The organism is Nocardia concava NBRC 100430 (assembly GCF_000308815.1).
GTDB classification, from domain to species: Bacteria; Actinomycetota; Actinomycetes; order Mycobacteriales; family Mycobacteriaceae; genus Nocardia; species Nocardia concava.
The window spans coordinates 19300-27234 of record NZ_BAFX01000185.1 but is presented as its reverse complement, the minus strand read 5'-3'; the positions used below and the strand labels follow the sequence as shown (position 1 = coordinate 27234).

The following is a 7935-nucleotide window of genomic DNA, read 5'->3' as shown; positions in this document are numbered from 1 at the left end:
ACGTTCGTCTCCAGCCTGGAACCGAATTCGCTGCTGGACGCCATGAGCTTCCTGCTCGAATTCCACCAGGACGACTCGGTCATGGACATCCTGGGCGTGCGCCGCATTCTGGAGCCCGCCGCCACCGCCCTGGCCGCCCAGCGCATTTCCGACGCCGACCTCGCCCACCTGCGCGAACTGGCCGAACCGCCGCCCAGCTCCGCGGTCACCGACCTGCTGGCCCTGGACCTGAGCTTCCACGCCGCCATCGCCGCCGCCTCGGGCAACAAAGTGCTTGCCTCCCTGCTGGATTCGCTGTCCATGCCGACCACCCGCGCCCGCATCTGGCGCGGTATCACCGAGGAGGGCGCGTTCGAGCGCACCGTCGCCGAGCATCGCGCCATCTGCGACGCCATCGAAGCCCGCGATCCGGACCTCGCCCACGCCCGCGCCCTCGCCCATGTCGCGGGTGTCATGGAATGGCTGGCCCGCGCGGCGGGATGAGCCCGCGCACCGATCGATCCCGCACCGCCCGTCGAGCCGAGGCGGCAGGCCGAGCCCACGCGGCCGGTCACGCGCATCCGAGGTCGTGCCAGAGTTGATCCGGCACTGTCGTATTCAACATGTCGAGGCTGTCCGCGATCTCCGCGGCGGTGCCCGCGCCGAGGACGGTGGCGGTGACTGCGGAGTGACGTCGAGGGAATTGCAGGGCGGCGGCGCGCAGCGGGATGCCGTAGTCGGCACATACCGCGGCCATGGCATGGGCCCGGGCAAGCACCTGGGATTCGGCGGCGTGATAGTCGAAAGTGGTGCGGGACAGTGGATCCGCGAGAATGCCGCTGTTGAGCACACCGCCGGCCAGAACCGATATACCGCGGCGCGCGCATTCGGGGAGCAGTTCGGCCTCGGCGCGCCGGTCCAGCAGGGTGTAGCGCCCGGCGATGAGCACACAGTCGATGGGAGCTTCGCGCACGAAGCGCAGGGCGGTCTCAACCGTGTTGACGCCCACCCCGATACCCGCGGTCAGCCCCTGTTCGCGCATGCGGACCATTTCCGGCACGGCTGATCTCAGCGCCTGCTCCAGATGGTCCTCGGGATCGTGCACGAGCAGCATGTCCACGTGGTCGAGGCCGAGCCGGGCCAGCGAATCGGCGAGCGACCGCCGCACGCCCATCGCCGAATAGTCCCTCCGCCGTGATCGTTTCGGCGTTCCGTAGAACCCGTCCGTGCCGTCGACGGCCAGCGGATCGTCGCGCAGCAGCCTGCCGACCTTGGTGCACACCCAGTAGTCGGCGCGCTCACGGCCACGGAGGAACGGCCGCAGACGTTCCTCCCCCAGTCCCGCGCCGTAGTGCGGCGCGGTGTCAAATGCCCGGATTCCCTTCTGCCAGGCCGTGTTCAGCGTCGCGCGGGCGGGGGCTTCTCCGACCGGGCGGAACAGTCCCGCGTACCCCGCGCCGCCGAGTACGACGCCGGGAATCCCGGGCAGGGTGAGCGAGCGTGCGGGGTCGGCGGCGCGGCTACGCATCGCCCTCCTCACGCGCGAGGTCCCACACCACCGGCAGTCCTGCGTCTCCGTTCGAATAGTCGTGCGGGACATCCAGGAACGTCCCCATGTACCGCTGCCACTCGATGTTCACCGGCAGCTCCGCGAGCTCGGCGAGCAGCTTGTCGTAGTTCTCGCAGTCGAGGACATGGAACAGGTCGGTCCCGCTGCGCCAGATGGTCCAGTCGGTGGCTCCGGCCGCGCGGATGGCGGCGACCAGTTCAGGCGGCACGGCCCGATGCGCGGCCTCGTATTCGGCTTCGCGGCCGGGTTTCAGCCTGGTGTGCAAGGCGATTCTCATGTCACTCCTGTCGGCGGCCGCCGGCGATCCGGGTGATGACCAGGGCCACCAGGATGAGCGCGCCATTGATGAATTTCAGCGAGTCCGCACTGACCCCGCCGTAGGACAGCAGCTTCTGGATGAGCGTGAGGATCGCGATGCCGAAGAACGCGCCCAGCACCGACCCGCGCCCGCCGTTGAGCGATACGCCACCGATCACGCAGGCGGCGAAGACATTGAAGATCATCCCGTCGCCCTGGCTGACTTGGACGCTGGCGAACTGGCCCGTATAGATCAGCCCGCCGATGGCCGCCAGCAGTCCGGCGATCACCAGCACCGTGATGACCACCCGATCGGTGCGGATGCCCGCGGCCCGCGCCGCGGCCTCGTTGCCGCCCACCGCGTAGAGCGCCCGCCCGGCGGTGGTGTAGTTGAGCACCAGGTAGCCCAGCGCGAAAAGCAGCAGGCAGACAACGATATTCACCGGAACCCCGGCGACCCGCGCGTTGCCCAGCCACTCCACCGACTCCGGAATCTTGGTGAGCGTGAAGCCGCCGGTGAGGAAGGTCAGCAGCCCGCGCAGCGCGATCAGCATGGCCAGCGTCACGATGAATCCATTGAGCCCGAACCGCACGATCAGCAGCCCGTTGACCAGCCCCACCGCCAGCCCGGTCAGCAGCACGATGGGAATCGTCATCCACGGCGAAGCCCAGGTGAACGCCCCGACCTTGGAGGTCCCCATGGTCACCCAGATGGCCACTCCCGGAGCAAGTCCGAAGGTCGATTCCAGCGACAGATCCATCCGCCCCACCACCAGCACCAGCACCTCGGCCAGCACCAGCAGCGAGATGCCGCTCATGGTGGTGAGCACGTTCACCAGGTTGTCCTTCGAGACGAAACTGGTGTTGATGAAGTAGCCGACCACCAGCACCAGCAGGATGGGCGGCACCAGCAGTAGGTCCCGGAATGCACTCCAGCGCACGGAGACTCGCGCCCGGCTTGGCGTGTTGCTTGCGCCGGTGGTCGGCTCGGTCCGCGTGGACACCGGGTCTCCGTCGGGCCCGGTTCGTCCCGGTACGGATCCGACTCCGGCTGCCCCCGATTCGATTTCTGTCGCGCTCATGTTCGTCTCTCCAGTTCGTCCTGGTCCTCCGGGGCAGCGCCGCGTTCCTGCATTCCTTCCATCGCGGCGACGAGTTCCCCATCCGCCCAGCCTTTTTCGTATTCGCCGGTCACCGCGCCCTGCACCATGACCAGCACGCGATCGCAGTCGCGCAGGTCGTCGAGTTCGTCGGAGACCACCAGGACCGCGGTGCCGCGATCGGCGGCGGTGCGCACCACGGCTCGCAGGGTCTCCTTGGAGCGGACGTCCACGCCGGCGGTCGGGGTGATGAGGATCAGCACGGACGGGCCGGTGGCCAGGGCGCGGGCGAAGACCACCTTCTGCTGGTTGCCGCCGGAGAGTTCGGCGACACCCTGTTCTGGGCCGTCGACCTTGATGTCCAGGTCCTCGATCGCTTTGCGGGTCAAGGCATCCCGGGTGCGGCGCGAGAGCAGGCCGAAACGGCCGAGCGAGCGCGGCACGGTGAGGGTGGTGTTGTCGGCCACGCTCATGCTCAGGACCAGGCCCTCGTCGTGGCGGTCGCGGGGTACGAAGCTGATCCCGGCGTCCCGAGCAGCGGATACGCCGCCACCGCGCAGCTCGCGCTCGCCGACGTGCACGGTTCCGCCTGCGGCACGGCGCAATCCGACGATCGTCTCGGCCACCTCGACGCGACCGCTGGAGCCGCCACCCGCCAGGCCGACCAGCTCCCCGGGCCGCACCTCGAGGCTCACCGAATCGAATTCGCCCGGCCGGGCGAGCTTTTCGACCCGCAATGCCGCTTTCGCGTCCGGGTCGGCGGGCAGTCGCGCGACCGCCTGTTCCAACTCGGTGGAATCCCCGGTCATGGCGGCGATCAGCTCGCGTTTGCCGAGCTCGGCCACCGGCGCGGTGACGATGTGCCGGGCATCCCGGAAAACCGTGACGTCGGAACAGATTTCGTAGGTCTCGTCCAGATGATGCGAGATGAACAGGAACGTCACGCCCTGCGCCTGCAGATCCCGCATCCGATCGAACAGCCGCCGAATCGCCGCACCGTCCAGCTGCGCGGTCGGCTCGTCCAGAATGATGAACCGCGCCCCGTACGACAGCGACCGCGCGATCTCCACCAGCTGCCGGTGCTCGACCGAAAGCTCCCGCGCCGGTGTGTCTTCCGCGACCGGAACCGACCAGGTGTCGAGCAGCTCACGCGCCCGCTCGCGCACCGCGCGCCAGCGCACGATCCGCCCGCCGAACCCCTGCCGGTTGATGAACAGGTTCTCCGCCACGGTCAGGTCCGGAATGATGGTCGAGTGCTGGTAGACGCACGCCACCCGGGACCGCCAGGCGTCACGGTCCGCGGTCGGCGGCGCGGGCCTGCCCGCGAAGCGCACCTCCCCCTCATCAGGAGCTGCGAGTCCGGTCAGGATCGACACCAGCGTCGATTTACCCGCGCCATTGCGGCCGACCAGGGCGTGGGTGCGGCCCGCGGTCACCCGCAGCCCGACCCCGTCCAGGGCGATGGTGCGGCCGAAGCGCTTGGACACGCCGATCGCCTCGGCCACCACCGAATCATGCTCCGGCACTGTCGTTTCCGCGTCGGGCACTGTTGTTTCCGTCATCGGTAAAACCGCTTCCACCGGCTGCCGGTCAGTGTCCCCGGCCCCACAGCGCGGGATCGGTGCTGGCGAGGGTATTCAGCTCACCCACCTTGCCGCCGCCCTTGGTCACCACCGGCGCGGGCAGCTGATCCTCGAGCTGACCGCTGCCGGCGTCGACGATGACCGAGCCGTGGTCGGTCGGCCCGGGTGCGAACTTGCGACCCTCGGTGGCGGCCTTGGCGTAGAACACCGCGTACTGCGCGTAGAGATCGGCGGGCTGGGACACGGTGGCATCGATCTCGCCATTGTCGATGGCATCCAGCTCGGCCTTGATGCCGTCGTTGGAGACGATCGTGATGTGGCCCGGCTGACCGGCTTTCACCAGTTTGTTCGTACGCTTGAGCAGCGCCAGCGTGGGTTGCAGGAACGCGCCGCCCGCCTGCATGTAGATGCCGTTGATATCGGGATCGGTGAGCAGCTTGTCCTGCAGGCCCGAGACCGCGCGATCGCCCTTCCAGTCGGTGGGGATCTCGATCACCTTGATGCCCGAGTACCGGGTACGCATGCAGTCGGCGAAGGCCTGCGAGCGATCGCGACCGTTGATCGAGCTCAGATCGCCCTGGAATTCCACGACTTTGCCGCTCCCGTGCAGGGTTTCGCCGAGATAGATGCACGCGTTGGTGCCGTAGGCGCGGTTGTCCGCGCGCACCACCATGTAGGCCCCGCCCGCGTCGGGCCGGGTGTCGACGCTGACCACCGGCACGTTCTTGGCGGCGGTCGCCGACAGCGCGGGCTTCACCGCGGCGGTGTCCTGCGGGGCCATGATGACGGCCTTCACGTTCTTGGCCAGCAGCGTGTCCACATTGGATTTGAGCCGGTTGGCGTCATTGTCGGAGCTGGTGTTCTCCAGCTTCACCCCCGCCGTGGCGGCCTTGGGGCCGAGGTATCCGGCGTAGGCGCTCCAGAAGTCGGTGTCCGAGCGGGGCTGGTCGGCCCCGACCAGCACGCCGTCGGCCGCGCCATTGCCGACATTGACCGCGGCGGGCGCGCCGGAGCCGCCGCTGGATTCGCGCGAGCAGGCCGCCGCCGCGGCCACGACGAGCGCGGCGGCCAGCGCCACGCCGATGATCCTGGTGTTCATGAGTTTTCGAGCTCCTTTGCCGAAACCTGGACGGTGGGTGCGGAATCGACCGGGGACCGCCAGGCCGCACCGGTGGGATAGCGGTAGTCGCGCAGCGCCTCGGGCAGCATCTCGGCGCTGAAACCCGGTGTGCGCGGGGCGAGATAGCGGCCTTCGACCACGTGAACCGGATCGCGGAAGTGTTCGTGCAGGTGGTCCACGAATTCGATGGCGCGATCGGCCATGGTGCCGGAGATGGCGACGTAGTCGATCATCGCCAGATGCTGCACCAGTTCACACAGTCCGACCCCGCCCGCGTGCGGGATGACCGGGACGCCGAACTTGGCCGCCAGCAACAGAATCGCCAGATTCTCGTTGACCCCGCCCACCCGAGCCGCGTCGATCTGCAGGACGTCGACCGCACCGGCCTGCAGCAGCTGCTTGAACAGGATCCGGTTCTGCCCGTGTTCGCCGGTGGAGATCGGCGTGCCCGCGACGCGACGGCGGATCTCGGCGTGGCCGAGGATGTCGTCGGGGCTGGTGGGCTCCTCCACCCAGGCCAGCCCGGCCGGGGCGAGCCGCGAAATCCATTCCGCCGCTTCGTCGACGCCCCAGCGCTGGTTGGCGTCCACGGCCAGGCCGATGCCCGGGCCGACCGCGTCGCGGGCGATCTTCACCCGGCGCAGGTCCTCGTCGACATCGCGACCCACCTTGATCTTGATAATGCCGAAGCCGTCGGCCACCGCCTCGCGCGCCAGCCGGGCCAGCTTGTCGTCGGAGTAGCCGAGCCAGCCCGCCGAGGTGGTGTAGGCCGGATATCCGGCGGCCAGCAGGTGCGCGGTGCGCTCGGCGCGGCCGGATTCCGCGCGACGCAGGATATCCAGGGCCTCGGCCGGAGACAGGGCGTCGGTGAGATAGCGGAAGTCGATCAGCTCGACAATCTGCTCGGGCGAGAGCTCGGACACCAACTGCCACACCGGTTTTCCGGCGGCCTTGGCGGCCAGGTCCCAGGCGGCGTTGACCACCGCGCCGATCGCCATGTGCATCACGCCCTTTTCCGGGCCCAGCCAGCGCAGTTGGGAGTCGCCGGTGAGCTCGCGCGCGAAACCGCCCAGGTTCCCGGTGATCTCATCGACCGTGCGGCCCACCACCAGGTGTTCCAGCGCCCGGATGGCGACCCGCTGCACCTCGTTGCCGCGGCCGATGGTGAAGGCGAAGCCGTGCCCGTCGGGGCCGTCCGGATCGTCGGTGCGCAGGACCACGTAGGCGGCCGAGTAGTCGGGATCCGGGTTCATCGCGTCCGAGCCGTCCAGCTGCGCCGAGGTCGGGAACCGGATGTCGAAGGTGTCCAGCGCCGTGATCCGTGCCATGCGTTTCCCATCTACCAGTGATCTGGATCACGACTATACATCCGATGTCTAGGAGCGCAAGGGTGTCGTTCCGATGCGAATTGTGGGCAATCCGAGCAATTTTCAAGTGATCATCGGGCCGCGGTGTTACCTTCGGCTCGGTTAAACATCGGAGCAGTGGGTGTGAGGTGGATATGGCACACGGAGAGCTGGACGGACTGGCCGCGGTGGTGACGGGCGGCGGATCGGGTATCGGGCGGGCCATCACCACCGCGTTTCGCGCGGCGGGCGCACGCGTCGCGGTCCTGGATCTGGATCCCGGCCCCGCCATCCCCGACGGCCCGGCCTTGAGATGCGATGTGGCCGACGATGATTCGGTGCGCGCCGCCGTGGCCGCCGCCGCGCAGTCTTTCGGCCGCCTCGACATCGTGGTCAACAATGCGGGCATCGGCGCGCAGGGCACCGTCGAGGACAACACCGACGACCAGTGGCGACAGGTCCTCGAGGTGAATGTGCTGGGCGCGGTGCGAGTTTCGCGGGCGGCGCTACCGCATCTGCGCCGCTCCCCCGCCGCCGCCATCGTGAACACCTGCTCCATCGCCGCCACCACGGGCCTGCCCGCCCGCGCCGCCTACAGCGCCAGCAAGGGCGCGATCCTGGCACTGACCCGTGCCATGGCCGCCGACCATCTAGCCGAGGGCATCCGCGTCAACTGCGTGAACCCGGGCACCGTCGACACCCCGTGGGTGCAGCGCCTGCTCGCCGCCGCCGAGGATCCAGCCGCCGAACTCGCGGCGCTGAACGCCCGCCAGCCGCACGGCCGTCTGGTCACCGCCGAGGAGGTGGCCGACGCGGTGGTCTACCTGGCCAGCCCGCGCGCATCCTCCACGGCCGGAACGATGTTGGAGGTCGACGGCGGCATGCACTCGCTGCGGCTGCGCCCCGCGCCGGCGGCCGCGAACGCGCATCGTTGAGCGAG

General features: G+C 69.0%; 8 protein-coding genes. 2 read left to right on the top strand and 6 right to left on the bottom strand.

The genetic code is table 11. The annotated features are described in order from the left end of the window. Positions 1-483: FadR/GntR family transcriptional regulator (locus ON43_RS36380; RefSeq protein ID WP_040815034.1), on the top strand; the 483-nt coding region annotated here is incomplete at its 5' end. 67 nt (positions 484-550) lie between these two features. On the opposite strand, the gene ON43_RS36375 is transcribed toward ON43_RS36380, so the two are convergent. From ON43_RS36375 to ON43_RS36350, 6 genes are all read right to left on the bottom strand, one after another. Beyond that, positions 551-1507, bottom strand: coding sequence for an aldo/keto reductase (locus ON43_RS36375; RefSeq protein ID WP_051179713.1), 957 nt, complete (start codon positions 1505-1507; stop codon positions 551-553). Then, the gene (locus ON43_RS36370) at positions 1500-1826 is read right to left on the bottom strand and encodes an L-rhamnose mutarotase (RefSeq protein ID WP_040815031.1); all 327 of its coding nucleotides are present in this window, start codon (positions 1824-1826) and stop codon (positions 1500-1502) included. The genes ON43_RS36375 and ON43_RS36370 overlap by 8 nt, the downstream gene beginning before the upstream one ends. A gap of 1 nt (position 1827) precedes the next feature. Next, the gene (locus ON43_RS36365; protein ID WP_040815029.1) at positions 1828-2850 is read right to left on the bottom strand and encodes an ABC transporter permease; all 1023 of its coding nucleotides are present in this window, start codon (positions 2848-2850) and stop codon (positions 1828-1830) included. A 74-nt stretch (positions 2851-2924) separates the two neighbouring features. Then, positions 2925-4508, bottom strand: a complete 1584-nt coding sequence (locus ON43_RS36360) for a sugar ABC transporter ATP-binding protein (RefSeq protein WP_051179712.1) — start codon at positions 4506-4508, stop codon at positions 2925-2927. Positions 4509-4536: 28 nt separating this feature from the next. Next, positions 4537-5628 (bottom strand): sugar ABC transporter substrate-binding protein, encoded by a 1092-nt coding sequence (locus ON43_RS36355; RefSeq protein WP_040815028.1) that lies wholly within the window; start codon positions 5626-5628, stop codon positions 4537-4539. Beyond that, positions 5625-6977, bottom strand: coding sequence for an enolase C-terminal domain-like protein (locus ON43_RS36350; protein WP_040815026.1), 1353 nt, complete (start codon positions 6975-6977; stop codon positions 5625-5627). Before ON43_RS36350 ends, ON43_RS36355 begins: the two co-directional genes overlap by 4 nt. Positions 6978-7150: 173 nt before the next feature. On the opposite strand from ON43_RS36350, the gene ON43_RS36345 reads away from it, so the two are divergent. After that, positions 7151-7930, top strand: a complete 780-nt coding sequence (locus ON43_RS36345) for an SDR family NAD(P)-dependent oxidoreductase (protein ID WP_040815024.1) — start codon at positions 7151-7153, stop codon at positions 7928-7930. The last annotated feature ends 5 nt before the right edge of the window (positions 7931-7935 follow it).